This window comes from Vibrio wakamikoensis (genome assembly GCF_050337275.1).
GTDB classification, from domain to species: Bacteria; Pseudomonadota; Gammaproteobacteria; order Enterobacterales; family Vibrionaceae; genus Vibrio; species Vibrio chaetopteri.
In genome coordinates this window covers 113,818-135,169 of the sequence record NZ_JAKJST010000016.1, presented here as the reverse complement: position 1 = coordinate 135,169, position 21,352 = coordinate 113,818, and the positions used below count along the sequence as shown (strand labels likewise).

Below are 21,352 nucleotides of genomic sequence, written 5' to 3'. Positions count from 1 at the left end.
GAAAGCACATTCTTTTATTTTGGCCGCTCTGGCTAGTGAATGATTTCTCTTGATGTAGAGGCGCGATAATGATCAGTAACCATCGTTGGGGTGATACCTATGAACGATGATGAAAGGCATTGTCGCCGAAGTGAGAAAAGACCATCAATCTTCCTCGCTGGGGTTGTCTTCGAAAGGAACAACACTGCCATAGTCTATTATATTGTTAAACTATGGAGCGCTACTGTAGGGTTGGGTGAAGTGTTCGCTTCCCTTTCGCTTAGTTCAACGTTTGCGTCTGGACTTCTCGTTTATTGACGCATGTCTGCAGTAGATCTCTGACCATAATAAAAACTGGTTTTTGAAGATCATGAATTTAATCGATTTTGCTACATCACCATTATCACTGCTACCGCCGATCGTAGCATTGACTCTGGCTATTATTACCCGTCGCGTTTTACTATCGCTGGGTGTTGGTATCGTTTTAGGTGCCTTCTTACTTAATGATTATTCTGCAGTAAACGCCGCAGGTTACGTGTTCGACACCGTTTCGGGTGTGGTTATTGAAGATGGCGGCCTAAATACTTGGAACATGAGTATTGTTGGCTTCTTGTTGCTGTTGGGCATGATGACTGCGTTGCTGACGCTGTCTGGCGGCACCAAAGCTTTTGCTGAATGGGCGCAGGCTCGAGTGAAAAGCAAGCGTGGTTCAAAGCTACTGGCAGCATTTCTAGGCGTATTTATTTTCGTTGATGATTACTTTAACAGCCTAGCAGTCGGTGCGATCTCTCGTCCTGTTACTGACCGTTTCTACGTATCACGCGCGAAACTAGCCTATATTCTTGACTCTACCGCTGCGCCAATGTGTGTGCTAATGCCAGCATCAAGCTGGGGTGCATACATCATGACTATCGTTAGCGGTATCTTGGTTGCTCATGGCATTACAGAATACTCTGCAATTGGTGCTTACGTTCGCCTTATTCCAATGAACTTCTACGCTGTATTTGCACTCTTGATGGTGTTTGCCGTTGCCTGGTTCCAACTTGATGTGGGTCCAATGCGCAAGCATGAGCTGAACGCGAAACAAGGTCTAGGCTTCGATAAAGACAAAGAGAACGACGCAAAAGAAGCGCATGAGCTGAATGAAGAGTTGGATATTAAAGAAAGCGATTTTGGTTCTGTTTCCGACCTAGTGCTTCCTATCTTAGTCCTTATCGGCGCTATGATTGCTGCGATGATTTACACCGGTGGTCAAGCTCTGGCTGCGGATGATATTGCATTTAACCTACTTGGCGCGTTTGAAAATACTGATGTAGGCACTTCGCTTATTTACGGTGGCTCTGCAGGCCTTCTAACGGCAGTATTTACAGTTGTTAAACAAAAGCTGTCTGCAGCTGATATCGCAACGACGATGTGGATTGGTGCGAAATCTATGTTCGGCGCCATTCTTATTCTATTTTTTGCATGGTCCATCGGCTCTGTTATCGGAGACATGAAGACGGGTGCTTACCTTTCTTCAACCGTTCAAGGCAACATTAATGTACATTGGCTACCAGTCATCTTGTTCCTGCTGTCAGGCCTAATGGCGTTCTCTACTGGTACATCTTGGGGTACGTTTGGCATCATGCTACCAATCGCAGGTGACATGGCGGGTGCAACGGATATTGCTATGATGCTGCCAATGCTAGGCGCAGTTCTAGCGGGTTCAGTGTTCGGTGACCACTGCTCTCCAATTTCAGATACGACGATTCTCTCTTCTACAGGTGCACGTTGTAATCACATTGACCACGTCTCTACGCAGTTGCCATATGCGCTTTCTGTTGCGTTGGTGTCTTGTGTTGGCTTTATTACGCTTGGTATGACAACTTCAGTCGCGATTTCTTTTGCGGCGGCTACAGTGACGTTTATCGCAGTGTGTTTCGTACTGTCCGCACTTTCTAAGGCTAGAATGGCCAAGGAAGCGAGTGTATAAATAAATCATTTGATTTATCGAGGAGCCCATGAAATGGGCTCCTTTTTTTTGTTTGTTGCTAAAGGAGCAACTAGTAAGTGCAGTTATTTCCATACTAATTAGCTAGTACGAAAAAAAATTAGCCCGATCTGTAAAATAGGGGTTGAAAATCGGCATGAGCTTAGTTAGTGTGAGGGTACAGATACAAAGGAACCCAGTAATAAGTATGCAAAATTTTGATATGAACATTCATCATCATTACCATCACCCAGCTTAGTCTTTCGGGAGATGTCTGCATACCCGAGAGCTAGGTAAAACTCTCGGAGGTTCGATTTAAGATTTAAAGAATGAAACCCTCGGGAGACCAAAGCTCCCGAGGGTTTTTTCGTTTTATAATTTCAAAATCAATAATTTGCACAGGGATACAGCAATGCAAACACAACGCCTAAGAATTGCGATTCAGAAAAAGGGTCGCCTAAGTAAAGAGAGCCAAGACCTACTGAAAAAGTGTGGTGTTAAGTTCAACGTAATGGGTGAGCGTCTTGTTGTACACTCACTAAATATGCCAATCGATCTTCTGCTTGTTCGAGATGATGACATCCCTGGCTTGATTATGGATGGTGTTGTCGATCTTGGCTTCATTGGTGAGAACGAGCTGGAAGAAGTGCGCCTTGACCGTAAAGCACTGGGTGAGGCAAACGAGTTCAAAACGCTTCGTCGTCTAGATTTTGGTGGTTGCCGTCTGTCTATCGCCATTGATAAAGACGAAACATACAACGGCCCTCAAGATCTTGCCGGTAAACGTATCGCGACCACCTACCCACAACTTCTTAAAGCGTACATGGATGAGCAAGGTGTCGACTTTAGCGCATGTATGCTAACTGGCTCTGTTGAGGTTGCACCGCGTGCAGGTCTTGCTGACGCAATCGCAGACTTAGTTTCAACAGGTGCGACGCTTGAAGCGAATGGTCTAAAAGAAGCTGAAGTCATTTTCCGCTCGAAAGCGACGCTTATTCAACGTATGGGTGAGTTTGATGCCGACAAACTTGCACTTATCGACAAGCTTCTTACTCGCATGCAAGGTGTTCAACAGGCGAAAGAATCTAAATACATCATGCTGCACGCACCAGTTGAGAAACTAGAGCAAATTAAATCATTGCTTCCCGGTGCAGAAGACCCAACCGTATTGCCACTATCGACAGACAAAGAGCGTGTAGCGGTTCACCTAGTGAGCACTGAGAACCTATTCTGGGAAACGATGGAACAGCTTAAAGAACTGGGTGCAAGCTCGATTCTTGTCCTTCCAATTGAGAAGATGATGGGGTAATCGATGAGAACGGTAGTTTGGCAACACTTAAGTCAATCTCAGCAAGAATCCGTACTTGAGCGCCCGGCAATTACTGAAGGCGCAAACATTACGGCAGCAGTGACTGAGGTTATAAATCAAGTTCGCAGTGAAGGTGACAAGGGTCTTCTTGACTTAACCGAGAAGTTTGATCGTGTACGCCCTGAATCGATTCGCGTTTCTGCTGATGAGATTGAAGCTGCTTCTGGTCGCTTGTCTGAAAAAATGAAGCAAGCACTTGAGCAAGCGTATTCCAATATTGCTAAGTTTCACAAAGCGCAGCGTCCTGAAGCTCTGCGAGTGGAAACACAACCTGGTGTGGTTTGTGAGCAGGTAACGCGACCTATCAATAAAGTCGGTCTGTATATTCCAGGTGGCAGTGCACCGCTTCCATCTACCGTTTTGATGCTTGGTGTACCAGCGCAGATTGCAGGATGTCGCAAAGTGGTACTTTGTTCGCCTCCGCCCATTGCTGATGAGATTTTGTACGTTGCGAAGCTGTGTAAAATCGATGAAGTATATAACGTTGGTGGTGGCCAAGCGGTCGCAGCTATGGCATACGGTACAGAAACTGTATCTAAAGTAGATAAGATCTTTGGCCCTGGTAACGCATACGTAACTGAAGCGAAGCGCCAAGTGAGTAAAGATTTCCGTGGTGCGGCGATTGACATGCCGGCTGGCCCTTCTGAAGTTCTTGTTATTGCCGATGAAACGGCAGATGCAGATTTCGTAGCATCGGATCTACTGAGTCAAGCTGAGCACGGGCCAGATTCTCAAGTGGTACTGGTGACACCATCACCAATCATTGCCGATCAGGTAACAGAAGCAGTGAAGCGCCAACTGAAACAGCTATCTCGTGCTGATATTGCTGAAAAAGCGTTGGGCTCTAGTTTAATTATTATTGCTGAGTCGTTGAAGCAATGCGTTTCGATTTCCAACTACTATGGCCCAGAGCACCTGATTGTTCAGACTAAGAGCCCACGTGAACTTCTGCCTTTGTTCGATAATGCAGGATCTATTTTCTTGGGTGATTGGTCACCTGAGTCAGCGGGGGATTACGCATCAGGTACCAACCACGTTTTGCCGACCTATGGTTACACTCGCACTTATTCAAGTCTAGGTTTGGCGGACTTTTCAAAGCGCATGACGGTTCAAGAGTTAACGGCAGATGGCTTATTAGGTTTGGCACCTACCGTTGTGACTATGGCGGAAGCTGAAGGCCTAGACGCCCACAAACGTGCTGTGACGATTCGTGTAGAGAAGCTCAACGCACAAAAAGCGTAGATGGGAGAGTGAATGATGGAAAAATTAGCTCGTAAGCAAGTTCAACAACTGACGCCTTATTTGTCTGCGCGTCGAATCGGTGGTAGCGGTGATATTTGGCTAAATGCCAATGAATCACCATTCAATAATGAATACAAAACCGACTTTGCTCGCCTTAATCGCTACAGCGAATGTCAGCCAAAGCAGCTTATTGAAGCCTATGCCAATTATGCAGGTGTTAAGCCAGAACAAACGTTAACATCACGTGGCGCCGATGAAGGTATTGAATTGCTGATTCGCGCTTTCTGTGAGCCAGGTGAAGACAGCATTCTCTATTGTCCGCCAACCTATGGCATGTATGCCATCAGTGCAGAAACGATTGGTGTAGAGCGTAAAACCGTACCGTTAACCGCAGATTGGCAGCTTAATCTTCCAGAGATAGAAGCCAAGTTAGATAGCGTTAAGTTGGTGTTCGTTTGTAGCCCAAATAACCCGACCGGCAACTTAGTTAACCGAGAAGATATTGTGTCTCTTCTTGAGATGACAAAAGACAAAGCCATCGTGGTTATGGACGAAGCGTATATTGATTTTTGTCCTGAAGCGTCAACGGTGGACCTTTTGGCTCAATATCCAAATCTTGCGATTCTGCGCACACTGTCTAAAGCGTTTGCGCTAGCGGGTCTTCGTTGCGGTTTTACTTTGGCAAATGAAGAGCTCATCAACGTGCTTCTTAAAGTAATTGCACCTTACCCAGTGCCAATTCCTGTCGCGGAAATTGCCCAGCAAGCGCTCTCTGAACAAGGCCTAGCCCGCGCTAAGTTCCAAGTTTTAGATCTCAATGCCAATCGCGCGTATTTGCAGGCAGGTCTATCAACGATTCCGGGCGTGACGGTATTTGAGGGCTGGGGCAACTACTTGCTGGTCAAATTTGAAAATGGTGATGCGTTATTTAAAGCAGCATGGGACACCGGCATTATTTTGCGTAATTCACCCATCGAAAATTGTGTGCGCATCAGTGTGGGGAATCGCGACGAGTGTGAAAAAACTTTGGCATTCATCCGCAACCAATTAGAACAAAGTGCCGCATAAGCACTGGTGCAATAGAAAAAGGATTTATAGAGTGAGCAACCAACAGAAAATTTTATTTATTGACCGCGACGGTACGTTAATTGTCGAGCCGCCAGTGGACTTTCAAGTTGACCGTCTGGATAAGCTGAAGCTTGAACCATACGTCATCCCAAGCCTGCTAGCACTGCAAGATGCAGGCTACCGCCTAGTGATGGTGACGAACCAAGATGGCCTAGGCACTGACAGCTACCCGCAAGCCGACTTTGATGCCCCGCATAACATGATGATGGAGATCTTTGAGTCTCAGGGCGTAAAGTTTGATGATGTGCTGATTTGCCCTCACTTTGACGAAGACAACTGCTCGTGCCGCAAGCCTAAACTGGGTCTTGTGAAAGAGTACCTACAAAGCGGCAAAGTGGACTTTAAAACCTCAGCAGTGATTGGCGATCGTCACACCGATCTACAACTTGCTGAAAACATGGCGATTCGCGGTATTCAGTACAACCCGGAAACTATGGGTTGGAAGCAGATCTTAAAAGATCTCACGGTGAAAGCGCGCACAGCTGAAGTGGTAAGAACCACGAAAGAAACCGACATTAAAGTTTTCGTAAACCTCGATGAAGCAGGCGGCAACGAAATTTCTACCGGTATGGGCTTCTTTGATCACATGCTGGATCAAATCGCAACGCACGGTGGCTTCCAGATGAAGTGTCTCGTTAAAGGCGATTTGCACATTGATGATCACCACACCATTGAAGATACGGCACTGGCACTAGGTCAAGCGCTAAAAGAGGCGCTTGGTGATAAACGCGGTATTGGCCGCTTTGGTTTCAGCCTGCCAATGGATGAGTGTCTTGCGCAATGTGGTTTGGATCTTTCAGGCCGCCCTTACCTTAAGTTTGATGCCCAGTTCTCTCGTGAGCAAGTGGGTGACCTGTCGACAGAAATGGTGGTGCACTTCTTCCGTTCACTGACAGATACGCTAGCGTGTACGCTGCACCTATCTTCTTCTGGTGACAATGATCACCACATAATTGAAAGCCTCTTTAAAGCGTTTGGTCGCACACTTCGCCAAGCAATTAAAGTGGAAGGCAATGAGCTACCAAGCAGTAAAGGAGTCTTGTAATGACCACCCAAAATGTTGTCATTATCGATACAGGCTGCGCTAACGTTTCTTCGGTGAAGTTCGCGATTGAGCGTCTTGGCTATCAAGTGGTTATCTCTAAAGAGCCAGAAGTGGTTTTAGCCGCAGACAAACTGTTTCTACCAGGTGTTGGCACGGCTAGTGAAGCAATGAAAAACCTTGAAGAGCGGAACCTCATCGAGTTAGTAAAACAGGTTGAAAAGCCCGTGCTTGGGATCTGTCTTGGGATGCAGCTACTTGGTAAGCTTTCTCAAGAGAAAGGCCAAAAGGCAGATGAGCTTGTTGAGTGTCTAGGTCTATGTGAAGGTGAAGTAAGACGTTTAGAAACGGGTGATTTGCCACTACCTCATATGGGCTGGAATACCGTGAAAGCGGCTCCAGGCAATCCACTTTTTGCCGGAATTGAAGAGGGTGAGTACTTCTATTTTGTACACAGCTTCGGTATGCCAGTGGGCGACTACACAATTGCAGAGTGTGACTACGGGAACCCGTTTAGCGCAGCAATTCAAAGCGGTAATTACTATGGCGTGCAGTTCCACCCGGAGCGCTCTTCGAAAGCGGGTTCAAAGCTGATTCAGAACTTCTTAGAACTGGTATAACCGCCGTTTTGCCAAGCTCGAGCTTGGCACTAAATAGAACAGACACATTATCGCCTCACAAGGTAGTGGGGCAGAAGGATTGAAACGTGATTATTCCTGCATTAGACCTTATTGAAGGACAAGTAGTACGTCTTTACCAAGGCGACTATGGTCAAGTGACCGAGTACAAAGTGGATCCTGTTGATCAGTTCAACTTGTACCACCAAGCTGGTGCAAACTGGCTGCACCTTGTTGATCTGACAGGGGCTAAAGATACGACGGCACGCCAGCTCGATCTTATCGCTAAATTGCTCGCGGGTACGCCGGCTAACATTCAAATTGGCGGCGGCGTTCGCAGTGAACAAGATGTAGTAGACCTGCTAGAAGCGGGTGCACAGCGTGTCGTGGTTGGCTCTACGGCCGTTAAGCAGCCTGAGTTAGTAAAAGGCTGGATGGAAAAATACGGCGCTGAGCGTATTGTGCTTGCGCTGGATATTAATATCGATGAGAACGGCACTCGAAAAGTAGCGATTTCTGGTTGGCAAGAAGACTCTGGCGTCACCATCGAAGCATTGATTGATGATTACCTAACAGTGGGTCTTAAGCACGTATTGTGCACGGATATTTCTCGAGATGGCACGCTAGCAGGCAGCAATGTTGAGCTGTATGTTGACCTATGTAAGCAATACCCACAGGTTCAATTCCAATCATCGGGTGGCATTGGCAGTCTAGCGGATATTGAAGCGCTGAAAGGCACTGGCGTGTCTGGCGTGATTGTTGGCCGTGCATTATTGGATGGTAAATTTACCGCAGAGGAGGCATTCCAATGCTGGCAAAGCGAATAATTCCTTGTTTGGATGTCCGTGATGGACAAGTGGTTAAAGGTGTTCAATTTCGCAACCACGAGATCATTGGTGACATCGTACCTTTAGCCGCTCGCTATGCGGAAGAGGGTGCTGATGAGCTGGTCTTTTATGACATCACTGCATCCAGTGATGGCCGTGTTGTTGATAAAAGCTGGGTCGCGCGTGTTGCAGAAGTGATTGATATCCCTTTCTGCGTTGCTGGTGGTATTAAATCAGCAGAAGACGCGGCGCGCATTCTTGAGTTTGGTGCAGATAAAGTGTCTATCAACTCACCTGCGCTTGCCAACCCTGAGCTTATCACCGATCTGGCGGATAAGTTTGGCGTGCAGTGTATCGTTGTGGGTATCGACTCGTACTTTGACAAAGAGACGGGTAAGTATCAGGTTTACCAGTTTACGGGCGATGAAGCGCGCACTAAAGCGACCAAATGGGAAACCCGTGATTGGGTGCAGGAAGTGCAAAAGCGCGGTGCAGGTGAAATCGTTCTGAATATGATGAACCAAGATGGCGTCCGCAATGGCTACGATATTGAGCAGCTCAATATGGTGCGCGAAGTGTGTAACGTACCGCTTATCGCATCAGGTGGTGCGGGTGCTATGGAGCACTTTGCCGAAGCCTACCAGAAAACTAACGTTGATGGCGCACTCGCGGCATCGGTATTCCACAAGCAGATCATCAATATTGGTGAGCTAAAGCAGTATTTGAAACAACAAGGTGTGGAGATCAGATTATGAGCCAAACAGCCGCCGATTTAACACAGCGTATCGACTGGGAAAAAGTAGACGGTATGGTTCCAGCGATCGTCCAAGACTTTCAATCTAGCCAAGTATTGATGATGGGGTACATGAACCCTGCCGCGCTTGAAAAAACGTTAGATACCGAACAAGTCACTTTCTTTTCACGTACCAAATCTCGCCTTTGGACTAAAGGTGAAACGTCAGGAAATGTCCTTCAGCTTAAGAACATCTCTTTGGATTGTGACAATGACACCTTACTTGTTAAGGTCGATCCAATCGGTCCTACGTGTCACACCGGTACAACAACGTGCTTTGATGGCGATCCTCAAGAGGAGTCGCAAATGGTGTGGCTTCATCAGCTTGAGCAACTTCTTGCCGCTCGAAAAGATGCGGATCCGGAATCTTCTTATACCGCGAGCCTCTACGCCCGCGGCACCAAACGTATATCGCAAAAAGTGGGCGAAGAAGGTGTTGAAGTCGCGCTTGCGGCAACGTCGGGTGACAAGGATGAACTAGTTTGTGAATCTGCCGATCTTATCTATCACTTGATGGTGCTGTTGCAAGACCAAGGCTTATCGATGAATGATGTAGTGAACAAGCTCAAAGAGCGTCATAAGTAACGATTCATCGCTGCAAAAAAGCCTGCTTGGTATGGTCTATCAAGCAGGCTTTTTTACAACGGCTTACTAGCGATGATTGTAGCTCTTCAAAATTTGACACTCAAACCTAGATTCGTTTGCACCTGATTCATCCAATTCGTATTAAAGGCAATGAAGCAGCTCTGATCTTCAGTAGGAAGATTACAGATGGAAACGGAATCGTTACTTACAACAGTACCTTGCCAGCGGAGCTGTCCGTTGATTGCTAGATTCTTGGTGAGGTAATATTCAACCCCACCAAAAATGCTGGCGGCAAAGCCGGTGTGAGATTTCGTCCACTGGCCTGACGTATGAGAGGCGCCTAATCCTGCACCGATATAAGTCTGAGTACTTTCTCCGATTTGATACTCGGCACTGCTCTGAAACTGAAGGTATTGGATTGTAGTATCAAGGTTTAGGTTATCGAGAGAGGAGTCTTGTCTTGAATAAAAAGCACCCATTCTTCCATTTCGAAACGGGAATTCGATAGCCAATGCCAAATTTGCGGAAGGAGAAATATCATAGTTGGTACCGTCTGCGGTCTCAGCTCCGCCACCCAAAGAGTAACCAATAAATGGGGTCACTATGATGGTTGCATTGCAGTGAACGCTAATAAAAACCGCTGTGGTGATGGCAATCACACGAGTCAGTGTTTTGGTGGCTCCAGTAGTAGGGTATGAACGCATTTCTTACTCCTAAACAGAATATCTGTTTTTCAAATCACATTTCTTCTACTAGTTTTAATCATAGTGTGACTCTAACGCCATAATTTTTAGGTGGTTATTTTAAGATTGTAAATGTGTGTCACAATGGTAACTGAAATGTTACAAAAGGAGAGGTTATGGAGTACGATCTAAAGTTAGCACTCACAATCACAACTATTGCGTTTAGTACGATTATTGCGTTTGGTGCTATCGCTATCTTGTCAGTTTAGACAACGATATGGCGAACGCAGGCTTAGTAACCAATGCCCGCACCGTCATCGACTATCAACAATTTGGTAAATATGTAGACGGGAAAACGGCGTTAGTGGCACAAGGTGGAGGTCAACGTGGCATCTTCACATCAGGTGTGCTCGACGCCTTTTTATTGTCTAATTTCGACCCCTTTGATGAGTTTTACGGCACATCAGCAGGGGCCTTGAACATTTGCGCATTCCTTTCCCGTCAAGCTGAGCTTGGTAAGTCATTTATCCTAGATTTAACTACGGATCCTGAGTTTTTTCATTTATTTCGCTTTATGCGTCGCAAGCAATATCTCAACCTTAAATGGGCGCTGGATAAGATTTGTGATTATCCATACAAACTCGATATCGATATGGGGCGACGAGTAGTGGGGCATCGGCGCGCTTTTGCGGCGACCACCGACGTGAATACGTTAAAAGATCATTACCTGCCTATGCTGCAAGAGGATTGGTATCAAGTATTGATGGCCACTAGCGCCATCCCTACATTGTTTGAAGGCACCGTTGCCCATCAAGGAAATGAGTTTATTGATGGAGGAGTCTCGGCTTCCATCCCTGTTCAGCAAGCGTGGCGACAAGAGTGTCGGAGTATTATCGTTATTCGAACCGAGCAGTATGTTACCGAAGAACCCAAGCTTGTAGAGGATGAACCCGTCGCGACAGAATCACCCACTTGGCTAAGAGATTCGTTAAACAACTTGCAGTTGCAATGGCAAGATAAAGTCGAGCAGTGGTCAAATGACTGGGGCTCTTTTTTTGAAAGTCGTCAGGCAAAGGCTGACACATTAAAGCACGCTGAGCACCTTAAGCTGATCAATGGTGGACGGTGGCTGTTTGGCGCTGGAGATATCTATCGCCTTAGTCACTTATTTGGAGAACGTTTTGATTCTGGACTTGCCGACATGTTAATGGTGCACTATCAGACGTATTCGCTGACCAGTGAATTTTTAAAGACTCCACCGGATGATTGTTTCATTTGGCAAATAGCGCCTGATCAGCCACTTAAGACATCGTCGCTACTTAGTGATGTCGACGACATTTTACACGACTATCAAGTTGGTTTAGACGCCGGTTTCCGTTTTGTTGAAAGCTATAATTTTGCAAAACGACACAAAGCACTATTTAGTAGCAATACCGATCTCTGGCAACCCCACCAAGCCAGCTAACCTCTTAGAGTATTGACAAATTCGCAAGTTATTAATTGGTGCTAAATAAGTGCCATATAACGTAACAAGTCATTAAAAACAGGTGGTTAATAATCGAACAGTTATACCGCAAACTGTGACAGACCCTATGAGCGTAACTTGATACGTGCCCCAAAGATCCATCTATATGCGTGATATTTGTCACGGCAATCTTATAAACTGCTTCACAATTACTTCGCAAAGTAAAAAAATTAACAGGTTGTTGTTTTTTGGAGTTCAAAATGTACATGGCTCAACCCGGGCACATTGATCATATCAAGCAGATCAATGCTGGTCGTGTGTATAAACTGATAGACCAATTTGGGCCTATTTCGCGTATCGACCTATCTAAATTAAGTGATTTAGCACCTGCTAGTATCACAAAAATTACGCGAGAACTCATTCAAGCACATCTAATTCATGAGACGGCGGTTCAAGAAGCAACCAGCCGAGGCCGCCCTGCGGTTGGTTTACAGACCAATAATCAAGGTTGGCAATTTCTCTCTATGCGTCTAGGTCGTGGTTACCTATCTATTGCGCTGCACGAGCTTGGTGGCGATGTTCTTATTGATACCAAAATTGAAATTCATGAAATGGATCAAGAAGACGTGCTCGCTCGTTTGTTGTATGAGATTGAAGACTTTTTCGAAAGCTACAGCGAGCAGCTCGATCGTGTCACCAGCATCGCGCTTACGCTTCCGGGGTTAGTGAACTCTGACAAGGGCATCGTTCTGCAGATGCCTCATTACAATGTTAAGAACCTTAATGTTGCTGAAGAAATATTCAAAGTAACTGGATTGCCAGTCTTTGTGGCGAACGACACCCGAGCTTGGGCCCTGGCTGAGAACTTATTTGGGCATTCTCAGGACTGTGATAACTCTGTACTGATTTCCATTCACCATGGTCTTGGTGCGGGTATCATCCTAGATGGTCGAGTATTGCAAGGGCGCCACGGTAACATTGGCGAACTAGGCCATATCCAGATCAATCGCCAAGGCAAGGATTGTCATTGTGGCAATACTGGGTGCCTTGAGACGGTCGCGAGCTCTCAGGCAATCCGCGACGAAGTCACTCAGCGACTGGCAAAAGGTGAAGCATCGATACTATCCGAATGCGAAGAGATATCGGTAGAAGCGATTTGCGAAGCGGCAGTAAAAGGTGATGCTCTTGCTATCAATGTGATTGAAAAGCTTGGCGAGCACCTTGGCAGTGCGATTGCGATTGTGATTAACCTGTTCAACCCAGAGAAGGTACTGATTGGTGGCGTCATCAACCAAGCCAAAGACATACTTTATCCTGCGATCGAGCGCTGTATTGCCAGTCAAAGTTTGCCGGTTTATACCGAAGATCTTAAATTGGTCGAGTCACGCTTTTATAAGCAAGCGACGATGCCAGGTGCAGCCTTGGTCAAACAAGCCCTATATGATGGCCTGTTGTTAATGAAAGTTATTGAAGGATAACGCTTTTCACACTCTTTGCTGACGGTCATATTTTTGCTTGTTCAGACAGTAAACTTCTTGTGCTCCCTGCCGATAACATGAGATAAGAAATTGTTATAGTTTTTTGCCAAGGAAGCCTCATGTCGAGTGTATTGAGTTCTGTTGACCAGCGTACCCAATTGGTGGGTGAAAATAGACTTGAGCTGTTGATGTTCACGCTGAACAGTCGCCAGACTTTTGCTATCAATGTTTTTAAGGTTAAAGAGGTGCTTAAGTTGCCTCCTTTAACTCAGCTTCCTGGTTCACATCCCAGCATCCGTGGTGTCGCCTCCCTTCGTGGTGAATCCCTGCCGGTCATTGATCTGCGTCGTGCCATTGGTTTTCCTACCTTGCAGGAAGAAGCCGTACAAAACCTTATTATCACCGAATACAATCGCACCGTTCAGGGCTTCCTAGTCGGTGAAGTGAAGAATATCGTTAATACCGCTTGGACTGAGATCCAACCGCCGCCACGCACTGTCGGACGTTCTAATTACCTCACCGCTATCACTAAAGTTGAAGAAGCGGATGGCGTGAGTCTGGTTGAAATCATTGATGTTGAAAAAGTTTTGGCTGAGATCATCGACTACGACATTGCCATTTCCGAAGAAACCTTAGATCGCGCTCTATTGCCTCACTTGGCTGGTAAGAAAATATTGATTGTTGATGACTCATCAACGGCTCGTCATCAGGTCAAAGCGACGCTTGCTCAGCTTGGTGTGGAAATCATCGAGTGTTTTGATGGTTTAATGGCACTGAACTTGCTCAAGCAGTGGAGTGATGAAGGTATTGATGTGTGCAGCGAACTTCTGATGATGATCACCGACGCCGAAATGCCAGAAATGGATGGCTACAAACTCACACATGAAGTGAGAAGCGATCCGCGTATGAAAGATCTGTTTATCACCTTAAATACTTCTCTCAGTGGTAGCTTCAACGATGCAATGGTAGAGAAAGTTGGGTGCGATCGTTTCATTTCTAAATTTCAGCCTGACTTGTTGGTAGATGTGGTTCAGCAGCGTATTCGTCGCGATTTATAATTTTGCGTTGTAAAATAGTGCACGACATACGGTAAGGTTTGGTCTATAATTAGACGATATCTAATGAGAGTTACTCTTAGATACGCGCAATATAATTTACTACCAGCTAAAGGTTATTCCATCAGAATGATATGGTTAACGTCGAAGGTCTTAATGACTTTGAGTTTACTCATCTACAAGGAATGGAAGAAAAGACGTACGGAAGCGGCAGTAAAAATGGATGTATAATCCAAGCGATTTAAAAAAGCGGGAACGTCGGTTCCCGCTTTTGTATTTTTGCTTTCAGTAAAAAGTGCAGGATTAGTGAAACTCACGAGACTGTACTTTCAGCTCACTTAACTGCTCTGTCATGTCAATAAGCCGACCTGCAATGACATGCGTTACCTCGCCTTCACGTTCTAATATGCCTTTCACCTTGAGGATCTTTGAGGTGAGATAAGCTTGCTTTTGTGCCCTAGCGGTGGCTTGCCATACTACGACGTTAATATTCCCAGTGTCGTCTTCTAATGTGAAGAAGGTGACTCCAGCTGCCGTTCCCGGAGATTGCTTACCTGTGACCATACCCACTACCGTGACCAGGGATTGATGCTCTTTGGTTATCAACTCTGTCATTCGGGTGAAGCGACCAAGTTTGCCTGCTTCATCGAGCAGGGCAATAGGGTGCTTGTTAAGTGATACATTCATGGATGAAAAATCTTCAAGCATATCTTCAATGGCAGAAGGCTTGTAAGGTAACGGATCCGCAGCTGCTGATGGTGCTTGAGCACTGTGCTGAAAGAGTGGCAAATCATCTAAGTTGTCCATCATTGCCCAGCGTGTGGCGTAGCGATCTCCTGAAATACACTGGAGAGCATTGGCTGAGGCCAGAGTTTCCAGTTCACGTCGATTGAGCCCTAGTTGCTTGATTTGCGTTGGGGTTCGAAAGCCCTCTGGTGGCCTATGCTGCAGAAGTTTTTGAATGCTCTGCTCACTTAATCCATTGACCTGCCTAAACCCCAACTGAAGTGTTAGCCCTTTGGCATTTTTTCTTAGATAGTGATGATACGTCGAGCGATTGACACAGACAGGCGCGATATCGACCTGATGTCGTTTAGCGTCTTGAATCAATTGTGAAGCGCTATAGAAGCCCATAGGAAGGCTATTCAGCAGTGAGGTGTAAAAGGCCTCAGGATAGTAATACTTCAGCCAAGCACTGCAGTAGGCCAGCACTGCAAATGACGCAGAATGACTTTCTGGAAAGCCATACTCACCAAAGCCACAGATCTGATCAAACAACCGCTCGGCAAAGTCGATTTGATAGCCGTTTTTCTGCATGCCGTCGATTAATTTATGGCGAAATTTGGCCAAGTTGCCATTCTTCTTCCAGGCTGCCATCGCGCGGCGCAGCTTATCAGCCTCACCACCGGTAAACCCTGCTGCGACCATCGCCAGTTTGATGACTTGCTCTTGGAAAATCGGCACGCCTAATGTGCGTGAGAGTACGGCTTTTACTTCTTCTGAGGGATAAGAGACGGGCTCTTCACCATTACGACGTTTAAGAAACGGATGCACCATATCACCCTGAATGGGACCCGGCCTAACGATGGCAATTTGAATGACAAGATCGTAATAGGTTGCCGGTTTTAGACGTGGCAACATGCTCATTTGCGCGCGAGATTCAATCTGAAACACGCCCACAGTATCAGCACGTTGAAGCATGCTGTAGACGTTAGGGTCGTCTTGAAGTCGCGTAATGTCGGCGATGCTCAGCTTTCGCCCATAATGCTTTTCAACCAATTGAAAACATTTACGAATCGCTGTGAGCATCCCTAAAGCGAGCACATCGACTTTAAGTAGCCCTAAGCTTTCCAAGTCATCTTTATCCCACTGAATGACGGTGCGCTCAGCCATTGCAGCGTTCTCTACCGGCACAAGCTCGTACAAAGGGCCTGAGGCAATCACAAAGCCACCGACATGTTGAGATAAATGTCTAGGGAAGCCTGTGATGTCGTTGACGAGCTCAATAAATTGCTGCCCTTTTAGGGAGTCCGGCTTTAGTCCGAGTTCGACCAATTGCGCTTGCCACCCTTGTGTGCGGTCGCGGCGGTTGATGTTTTTGATAAAGTAATCAAGCTGAGTCTCACTAACGCCTAACGCTTTACCCACATCGCGTACCGCACTTTTAAAGCGGTAAGAGATCACCGTAGCCGCTAGCGCTGCGCGTTCACGACCATATTTTTGATAGATATATTGAATCACTTCTTCGCGACGTTCGTGTTCAAAGTCGACATCAATATCAGGCGGTTCATTACGCTCTTTACTAATAAAGCGCTCAAAAAGTACCGAGATCTGTCTTGGATCGACAGAGGTAATTTCGAGACAATAACAGACCACCGAGTTAGCCGCAGAGCCACGACCTTGATAAAGGATCCCTTGTCGCTTAGCGAACATGACGATGTCATGAATGGTCAAAAAATAGAAAGGGTACTTAAGATCCTCAATAAGAAATAACTCTTTCTCGATCGTTTGCTCAACCTCCGCAGACACCCCTTCAGGGAAGCGCAGTCGTTTACCGTGCTCGACCAGCTCTCTTAAATAGCCCATTGGTGTTTTGCCATTGGGGATCAGCTCGCTAGGGTATTCATATTGGAGCTCTTTTAAGTTGAACTTACATAGGCTGGCAATATAGATGCTCTCTTCTAGCCATTCTTCACGATACAGCTTAATCAGCTTGGCCTTAGGACGTAAGCTGCGCTCAGTATTTACCAGTAAGTGACCACATACTTTATCGATAGACGTGTTGAGCTTAATAGCGGTTAAGGTGTGCTGTAGTGGCAAGCGTGTTGCGGTGTGCATCAATACACCACCACAGGCAGTGATAGGGCGCTGCAGTTCTACGGCCAGTGATTCACAATGGGTAAGGTATTTATGCTCATGAGAATTAAGGTGACGCTGTACACCAATCCAAAGCCTATGGGCGTGGTATTGCTCAAGCCAGCGTCCCCATCTGAGGTCGCACTCATCACCACAAGGCAGCCAAATGACCAGACAGTGACGCAGCGACATTACGTCCCATTCCGAGAGTTGGTAGTCGCCTTTCTCACAGCGACGCCTTGCGTTAGTAATGATACGGCACAGCTCAGCGTACGCCTCGCGACTTGGGCATAGCAATAGAAATTGGCACTCACTATTGAGCCTAAACATGCTGCCGACAATCTGCTTAATCGATAAGTCGTGCTGCTTAATGGCTGTGTGAGCGCGCACCACTCCGGCAACTGAGCATTCATCGGTTATTGCGATGGCGCTGTATTGTAAAAAATCGGCCTGAAGCACCAGCTCCTCAGCATGGGAGGCGCCGGTAAGAAAGGAAAAATTGCTCTGACAAAAAAGCTCAGCGTACTTCATGGTTAACGGTCTACTGATCAACGAATTAAGGATTAACTAAATTGCCCGTGGATGAACCACTGTTTGTCTTCGGTGCGAAACACCCACAGCCATTGGTCTTGCTCGCTGCGTGCCACATAGTAATCACGCTTTACTGGGTTGCCATCCCACCAGCCGCTGACAATACGCTCAGGGCCAACGACGATACTGACTTTTTGCTCCAGTGGCATTGGCGAGCTAAACAGCAGACTTGGACGCAGCTTAATAGGTAAGTGAGCATTTACCTTAGGCGAGTCCGTCGCGGTTGGGGCGCTCGGTTGGGTTGCGTATTCAGGTCTTGGATCGTCGGTGAGCTTCAATGAGGTGACACTGTGTTGCCCAAGCTTTGCTTGTAGTGTGGAGATAAGCTCTAGCGCCGTTTGACGACCTTTTACTCCGCTAAACAGATCGTGTTCATGCACTTGCACTTCATCGGCACGTACTATGCTCAGAGTTAACCCACTCACCGCACCGTCTAATTGAATACTTTCTAAAGTAAGAGCTGATAAGGCCTGCCATTTTTCGGCAAGATAGTCCCCTTGCGCCGAGTGAAAGCTCACCGATTTATCACCGTGATCACGTTGATGCAGCGTCAGTGACAGTTCAAATGCGACCTTGTCTCTTAGCTTAAGAAACACTTCCAATTGCCGGAACAAGCGTGTTAAGGGTTTCTGCAACCAGTCGATGTTCTCGATATCAAACAACAGCTCCAAGTACTGACGAAAATGTTCTGGCGGATGATAGAAATCAACGGGATGTTTAAATTGCCCAGTAAGTCTGCCGGTATAATTGACTAAGTCGATATCAAAGCGCTTGGCAATGTCAGGGAGTGGCAGCCCGAGTAGATCTTGGATGGTTTGGATTCCTACGCGCTGCAATTTTTCGACTTGCTTGGTTGGCAGCTCAGAGCAGGTCAGTGGATAGCGTGCGAGCGACTCATTGAGCTTATCTCGGTTGGATTCTATCCAGTTTCGGCCTTGTTTTGCCATGAGCATCGCCGCATAGGGCGAAACGCCAGTTGAGTAGTGCGTTTGTACCTCTAAATGCGCGAGGTGCGTCTGTAGAGCGTTCCAATAGTTCTCAATACCGTCGTAAAGTGACAGCATATTGGTGACTTTAAGCAGAAGCCCATTGGGAGGACACTGACAGATATCTGAGGTGATCATATAGAGCCACTGCGCAATGTCTTGCAGGCGGCGAGCTTCAACATCGCTGTCATAAGGGTGCACTTGTAGATCTTGGCAAAGCGCAGCGGCGCTACCAAGCCCCATCCCTAATGTAACGCCTTGTTCCAATGCGTGCGTATTGGCTTGTACAACACTATGCCGACGACCATCGACAATAGCGACGGCGAGCGCTTCTTGTTGTTTATCCGTCGCATCAGGCTGCGCCTGTTTAAATGACGCGAACAAGGTATCGAGCTGCAAGGTCGGAAAATGTAGGTATAACCACAACAACATCGATTATCCTTGCTGACGCATTGGGAACGCGACCACAGTTGAGGAGCTAGATTGATGAGTACGAGTAAGTTCTGGCCAGCGGTCGTGCATATTAATCACGAATTGGTCGCGTACAAATCCGCCCTTACGCTTCGTAATGGAGACCGACAGTCCCATATCGTGAGGTGCGAGAGTCAGACTGAGCGATACGGGTAAAGAAAATACCTGTGAGTCACCTTGATTGAGTTCCGGCTTAAACAGAAACTGCAGACTGTGGCCAATATCACTTGCCACTTGAAGACGCTTCGCTTGATGGATTTCAATCCCGCTATGCCATAGACAAACGCCGCAACATGCGCCACTTTTTAAGCATTGCTCTGCAGCCCAAAGCGCGTGTTGAGGAGAGTCTGGATAGATCAAAAGTACTTGCGACGGAGCGATGCCCTGAGCATAAAGATACTCGGCACACAAATAGCCCGGTGGATTAATCAGTACGAACAGTCGTTGTGCCGCGTGTTTTTGTACGTAAGGCATCAATAATCTAAGCTCGCCAATACCTTGCTGTGATTGGATATCAATAACGCCAGAAGTAGGAAAGCCCCCACCAAGGCGTTGGTCGAGTTCGGGAAAGCCGGTTGCTTGATACTCACCGGGAGAGTCAACTCGATTTCCTTTCCAAATCAGTTGCTTGCTTTGTAAATCACTAATCAATTCATGCATAATAAAATACCTGTATATAAATACAGTATATAAGAATTCATCGTCGCCGCAAGCCTTGATGAAGAGACAATGACACTGTTTGATTACAGAGCGAGCAGAAACAAAAGGTTAGTGACAAATAAGAAATAAGAGTGAACAAAAAAACAGTGTAAACAGTAGAGCAAATATTTTAATCTCAACCTATGGCGACCGTTTATGGCCGAATGTAGCGGAGAAGTAGAACGTGGAGAAAGCTGGCGTGTTCAATCAACAAAAAAAATACTCGCTGATAGTACAAGGTGGCGGACAGAAAGGTGCATTTGCCTCTGGTGTCCTAGATAAGTTTATCGATGCCGATTTCGATCCATTCTCACTCTACATTGGCACCTCGGCAGGGGCATTGAATGTCTCTTCGTTTGTTGCGAAACAGCGCGGAATAGGCCTGGATTTTATCCTCAACTACACCACCCGTGAGCGCTTTTTCGATATGAACAAGTTCTTGCAAAAGCAGCAGCCGATGGACTTGGATTGGGCATTTGAATTCGTTAATAGCGGCGAGTTTCCTCTCGATTTGGAAAGAGGAAAGCAAAATCTAGGTGATGAGCGTGTTGCACTTGCTTGTATTACCGATGTGGAAGAGCTTAAAGATTACTACTATCCCATTTTTGCAGACAATTGGTTTGATGTGCTGCGCGCAACCTGTGCGATCCCAATGCTCTATTATCATGATATTGAATTTGATGGTAAAAAGTGGGTGGATGGCGGCGTATCGGCGACGATTCCAGTAGAAGAGTCCTATCGTCGTGGCATTAATAATATGGTCGTGATCAGCACCATTCCAGAGCCAAAACAGCCCGTCACATCCATGTCACCGGTACGCGAATCACTGGAAAAGTGGAAAAAAGAGCTAGAAGCTGGTCTTGAGACGCATATTCGCCATCTTAAAGTGTCTGGCACCAAGGAGAAGCTGACTGACTTTCAAAAGCAGTTTTCGGATAAGGTTACCAATATGAAAGCCGACTATCAGCGCCTAACCGAGTCTCGACTGGCGTCTTATCGAGAGCAATATCAATTGATGGCAGGGGAAAAACTGAATCTAAAGCAGTGGATCCAAGATAACGAAAAACTGGCTCAGTTGATCGATATTCAGAACAAACGCACCCCGTTTAGTCGCAGTAGTACTAGTCACCTTGATATGTTGGTTTCACACTATGCTAACCATGCTGAAGTCGAGCAGTTTTTATTATCCCCGCCGGAAGATGTCAATCTTTGGCACATTCAACCAAAACACGAACTCTCTTCGAAAGGGCTGTTGAGCCAAAAAGACCAAATATTGGAAGACTACGAACACGGCAGTGCTGTTGCTGCCGACTTTTTAGCACAGCATCATTTCACTCGCTCATAACGAACTCAGGCCGCCGTTGAATTGGATAGTAACCAAAACTAGTGAAAATTGAACGGCGATCCAAATGCTTAACGTTACTCATATGATTTTAGTTGAGTATTTGTTTGCTGCGGCTTGGGTCACAGATATTCTTTTTCGCTTCTCATACACTCGCGATAAATTTCGAACGAGC

18 protein-coding genes, 1 riboswitch and 1 other annotated feature are annotated in these 21,352 nt (G+C 46.4%); of the genes, 14 read left to right on the top strand and 4 right to left on the bottom strand.

Features of this window, described 5'->3' with window-relative positions; genetic code table 11:
• The first annotated feature begins 47 nt into the window (after positions 1–47).
• Positions 48–231: riboswitch (Lysine riboswitch) on the top strand.
• A gap of 118 nt (positions 232–349) precedes the next feature.
• From L4C42_RS07780 to hisIE, 9 genes are all read left to right on the top strand, one after another.
• Positions 350–1,951 (top strand): Na+/H+ antiporter NhaC family protein, encoded by a 1,602-nt coding sequence (locus tag L4C42_RS07780; RefSeq protein WP_353496594.1) that lies wholly within the window; start codon positions 350–352, stop codon positions 1,949–1,951.
• A 231-nt stretch (positions 1,952–2,182) separates the two neighbouring features.
• Positions 2,183–2,319, top strand: a sequence feature (His leader region).
• A gap of 41 nt (positions 2,320–2,360) precedes the next feature.
• Positions 2,361–3,257: an ATP phosphoribosyltransferase gene (gene hisG / locus L4C42_RS07775; RefSeq protein ID WP_112477863.1), complete on the top strand. Its 897-nt coding sequence runs from the start codon at positions 2,361–2,363 to the stop codon at positions 3,255–3,257.
• 3 nt (positions 3,258–3,260) lie between these two features.
• The gene (gene hisD, locus L4C42_RS07770; RefSeq protein WP_353496593.1) at positions 3,261–4,559 is read left to right on the top strand and encodes a histidinol dehydrogenase; all 1,299 of its coding nucleotides are present in this window, start codon (positions 3,261–3,263) and stop codon (positions 4,557–4,559) included.
• Positions 4,560–4,574: 15 nt separating this feature from the next.
• A complete protein-coding gene (gene hisC / locus L4C42_RS07765) occupies positions 4,575–5,627 on the top strand; it encodes a histidinol-phosphate transaminase (protein ID WP_353498711.1) in 1,053 nt (350 codons plus the stop codon).
• A gap of 31 nt (positions 5,628–5,658) precedes the next feature.
• Entirely contained in the window at positions 5,659–6,732 is a 1,074-nt protein-coding gene (gene hisB, locus L4C42_RS07760; RefSeq protein ID WP_353496592.1) for a bifunctional histidinol-phosphatase/imidazoleglycerol-phosphate dehydratase HisB, read from the top strand.
• Positions 6,732–7,349, top strand: coding sequence for an imidazole glycerol phosphate synthase subunit HisH (hisH, locus tag L4C42_RS07755; protein WP_353496591.1), 618 nt, complete (start codon positions 6,732–6,734; stop codon positions 7,347–7,349). The genes hisB and hisH overlap by 1 nt, the downstream gene beginning before the upstream one ends.
• Before the next feature lie 86 nt (positions 7,350–7,435).
• Complete coding sequence (hisA, locus tag L4C42_RS07750; RefSeq protein WP_418642071.1) at positions 7,436–8,173, top strand: 1-(5-phosphoribosyl)-5-[(5-phosphoribosylamino)methylideneamino]imidazole-4-carboxamide isomerase; 738 nt, start codon at positions 7,436–7,438, stop codon at positions 8,171–8,173.
• Positions 8,155–8,928, top strand: a complete 774-nt coding sequence (hisF, locus tag L4C42_RS07745) for an imidazole glycerol phosphate synthase subunit HisF (protein WP_042501863.1) — start codon at positions 8,155–8,157, stop codon at positions 8,926–8,928. Before hisA ends, hisF begins: the two co-directional genes overlap by 19 nt.
• Complete coding sequence (gene hisIE, locus L4C42_RS07740; protein ID WP_353496589.1) at positions 8,925–9,551, top strand: bifunctional phosphoribosyl-AMP cyclohydrolase/phosphoribosyl-ATP diphosphatase HisIE; 627 nt, start codon at positions 8,925–8,927, stop codon at positions 9,549–9,551. Before hisF ends, hisIE begins: the two co-directional genes overlap by 4 nt.
• Before the next feature lie 86 nt (positions 9,552–9,637).
• Here the strand turns inward: hisIE and L4C42_RS07735 are convergent, their stop codons facing one another.
• Positions 9,638–10,255 carry an outer membrane protein gene (locus L4C42_RS07735; protein ID WP_353496588.1) on the bottom strand — a complete coding sequence of 206 codons (618 nt, stop codon included), beginning with the start codon at positions 10,253–10,255 and terminating at the stop codon, positions 9,638–9,640.
• A gap of 155 nt (positions 10,256–10,410) precedes the next feature.
• Here L4C42_RS07735 and cydH point away from each other — a divergent pair, with 155 nt between their 5' ends.
• The 4 genes from cydH (at position 10,411) to L4C42_RS07715 (ending at position 14,235) form a co-directional block, all read left to right on the top strand.
• Entirely contained in the window at positions 10,411–10,503 is a 93-nt protein-coding gene (cydH, locus tag L4C42_RS07730) for a cytochrome bd-I oxidase subunit CydH (protein WP_112460475.1), read from the top strand.
• A gap of 8 nt (positions 10,504–10,511) precedes the next feature.
• Entirely contained in the window at positions 10,512–11,699 is a 1,188-nt protein-coding gene (locus L4C42_RS07725) for a patatin-like phospholipase family protein (RefSeq protein WP_353496586.1), read from the top strand.
• Positions 11,700–11,959: 260 nt separating this feature from the next.
• On the top strand, positions 11,960–13,177 hold the full coding sequence (gene mlc, locus L4C42_RS07720; RefSeq protein ID WP_353496585.1) for a sugar metabolism global transcriptional regulator Mlc: 1,218 nt from the start codon (positions 11,960–11,962) through the stop codon (positions 13,175–13,177).
• 119 nt (positions 13,178–13,296) lie between these two features.
• Positions 13,297–14,235, top strand: a complete 939-nt coding sequence (locus L4C42_RS07715; protein WP_353496584.1) for a chemotaxis protein CheV — start codon at positions 13,297–13,299, stop codon at positions 14,233–14,235.
• Between the two features lie 300 nt (positions 14,236–14,535).
• Here the strand turns inward: L4C42_RS07715 and L4C42_RS07710 are convergent, their stop codons facing one another.
• From L4C42_RS07710 to imuA, 3 genes are read right to left on the bottom strand one after another with little or no spacing between them, the layout of a single operon-like run.
• Positions 14,536–17,619: an error-prone DNA polymerase gene (locus L4C42_RS07710; RefSeq protein ID WP_429759989.1), complete on the bottom strand. Its 3,084-nt coding sequence runs from the start codon at positions 17,617–17,619 to the stop codon at positions 14,536–14,538.
• A gap of 32 nt (positions 17,620–17,651) precedes the next feature.
• A complete protein-coding gene (locus L4C42_RS07705; RefSeq protein ID WP_429760073.1) occupies positions 17,652–19,094 on the bottom strand; it encodes a Y-family DNA polymerase in 1,443 nt (480 codons plus the stop codon).
• Between the two features lie 6 nt (positions 19,095–19,100).
• Positions 19,101–19,796 carry a translesion DNA synthesis-associated protein ImuA gene (gene imuA / locus L4C42_RS07700; RefSeq protein WP_353496582.1) on the bottom strand — a complete coding sequence of 232 codons (696 nt, stop codon included), beginning with the start codon at positions 19,794–19,796 and terminating at the stop codon, positions 19,101–19,103.
• A gap of 238 nt (positions 19,797–20,034) precedes the next feature.
• Here imuA and L4C42_RS07695 point away from each other — a divergent pair, with 238 nt between their 5' ends.
• Entirely contained in the window at positions 20,035–21,180 is a 1,146-nt protein-coding gene (locus L4C42_RS07695) for a patatin-like phospholipase family protein (protein WP_353496581.1), read from the top strand.
• The last annotated feature ends 172 nt before the right edge of the window (positions 21,181–21,352 follow it).

Coding starts and splice junctions, on each gene's coding strand:
- cydH (WP_112460475.1), top strand. CDS start 10,411: ATGGAGTACGATCTAAAGTTAGCACTCACAATCACAACTATTGCGTTT.
- hisF (WP_042501863.1), top strand. CDS start 8,155: ATGCTGGCAAAGCGAATAATTCCTTGTTTGGATGTCCGTGATGGACAA.
- hisC (WP_353498711.1), top strand. CDS start 4,575: ATGGAAAAATTAGCTCGTAAGCAAGTTCAACAACTGACGCCTTATTTG.
- mlc (WP_353496585.1), top strand. CDS start 11,960: ATGTACATGGCTCAACCCGGGCACATTGATCATATCAAGCAGATCAAT.
- L4C42_RS07725 (WP_353496586.1), top strand. CDS start 10,512: ATGGCGAACGCAGGCTTAGTAACCAATGCCCGCACCGTCATCGACTAT.
- hisH (WP_353496591.1), top strand. CDS start 6,732: ATGACCACCCAAAATGTTGTCATTATCGATACAGGCTGCGCTAACGTT.
- hisD (WP_353496593.1), top strand. CDS start 3,261: ATGAGAACGGTAGTTTGGCAACACTTAAGTCAATCTCAGCAAGAATCC.
- L4C42_RS07710 (WP_429759989.1), bottom strand. CDS start 17,619: ATGAAGTACGCTGAGCTTTTTTGTCAGAGCAATTTTTCCTTTCTTACC.
- L4C42_RS07780 (WP_353496594.1), top strand. CDS start 350: ATGAATTTAATCGATTTTGCTACATCACCATTATCACTGCTACCGCCG.
- L4C42_RS07715 (WP_353496584.1), top strand. CDS start 13,297: ATGTCGAGTGTATTGAGTTCTGTTGACCAGCGTACCCAATTGGTGGGT.
- L4C42_RS07735 (WP_353496588.1), bottom strand. CDS start 10,255: ATGCGTTCATACCCTACTACTGGAGCCACCAAAACACTGACTCGTGTG.
- hisIE (WP_353496589.1), top strand. CDS start 8,925: ATGAGCCAAACAGCCGCCGATTTAACACAGCGTATCGACTGGGAAAAA.
- imuA (WP_353496582.1), bottom strand. CDS start 19,796: ATGCATGAATTGATTAGTGATTTACAAAGCAAGCAACTGATTTGGAAA.
- hisG (WP_112477863.1), top strand. CDS start 2,361: ATGCAAACACAACGCCTAAGAATTGCGATTCAGAAAAAGGGTCGCCTA.